Below are 1006 nucleotides of genomic sequence, written 5' to 3'. Positions count from 1 at the left end.
GACTATAACATCTAATCATTTTGTATAAGTTTTAAAAATATGTTAGACTGTCCGTTGAGAAAAATAGGTATTCTTTTTAGGTGGCATATTAGTTTGGTATTATCTAGGTGGTATTGGTAGTCTGATTTGTTTAGAATTTTGGTGGCGAAACCAAACATTTATCCTTATTTCAAAATAAGTTAAACTATCTAAATAATGCCAAAGTAAAGGTTATGCCAAACACAACATTTGAACCCAAATATATAAAAGGTTATATATGGCTAAACGACCCGTTTTTATTCCAAGCTCAAATCCAAGCAAATTAGTTGATGTTGAAATGGTGGATTTTACCTATCATTCTGGTTTTGCTGTTAGTCAGAAACAAAAATCAATTCGTTCGCTACATCAAGCAATCAATGAAATATTTGGTTTTGTGAATATTTTAGAAATATCGGTATTGTAAACCAAAAATACATAACCTATAATATCCCAACTTTACCATAAATCAGATTAACAATGAACGAAACCTTTTAATCAGACATTACTTAGCAAGGTTTAAAAGAAAGACGAAGTGCTATTCTAAGTGTCAAAAGATGATAGAATGCTCACTTAATCTTTTGTTTGCTAAGTGGAATAATGGGTTGAGATGTGTATTTTGAGTTTACAATGCCTTATTTTGAATTGACTATATTTTCAGGCAGCCAAATTCATTTAAACTTGTCTCACCTTATCAAAAAAGGGCAAGACAAAGATGAAAGCTGGATGAGACGGGCGGAACAAGAGCTTGCCAAAACGTGGACACGGTTTAAAGGCAAATAAGCAGAGACCATAGGTTGAGAAATACACTTGACCTATGGAATGCCTTACTTGAAAATAGCATTCAATTTACGAATTTTGATTATTTTTTTACTTAACTTAAAGGAATCAACCCATGAGCAGTAACGGCATTTACGTTTACGACATCAAACATGGCACACCCAAAACCTACGAAGAAGCCCATGAAATTTTAGATACATTAAGCGGTTTT

The 1006-nt window shown here is 32.6% G+C and carries 2 protein-coding genes and 1 pseudogene; all 3 read left to right on the top strand.

Going from position 1 to position 1006, the window contains the following annotated elements:
• The first annotated feature begins 256 nt into the window (after positions 1–256).
• The 3 genes and pseudogenes from MOB01S_RS12045 (at position 257) to MOB01S_RS12500 (ending at position 798) form a co-directional block, all read left to right on the top strand.
• Positions 257–442 (top strand): DarT1-associated NADAR antitoxin family protein, encoded by a 186-nt coding sequence (locus MOB01S_RS12045; protein WP_066805866.1) that lies wholly within the window; start codon positions 257–259, stop codon positions 440–442.
• 61 nt (positions 443–503) lie between these two features.
• Positions 504–638 (top strand): annotated as a pseudogene (locus tag MOB01S_RS12505) (IS1 family transposase); the annotation flags it as partial.
• Between the two features lie 7 nt (positions 639–645).
• Positions 646–798, top strand: a complete 153-nt coding sequence (locus tag MOB01S_RS12500; protein ID WP_157074006.1) for a hypothetical protein — start codon at positions 646–648, stop codon at positions 796–798.
• Positions 799–1006 lie beyond the last annotated feature (208 nt).

Origin of the sequence: Moraxella oblonga NBRC 102422 (assembly GCF_001598275.1) — a bacterium.
GTDB lineage: Bacteria > Pseudomonadota > Gammaproteobacteria > Pseudomonadales > Moraxellaceae > Moraxella > Moraxella oblonga.
The sequence above is the reverse complement of the archived record's forward strand: the minus strand, read 5'-3'. Positions and strand labels throughout refer to the sequence as shown.

Coding starts and splice junctions, on each gene's coding strand:
- MOB01S_RS12045 (WP_066805866.1), top strand. CDS start 257: ATGGCTAAACGACCCGTTTTTATTCCAAGCTCAAATCCAAGCAAATTA.
- MOB01S_RS12500 (WP_157074006.1), top strand. CDS start 646: ATGCCTTATTTTGAATTGACTATATTTTCAGGCAGCCAAATTCATTTA.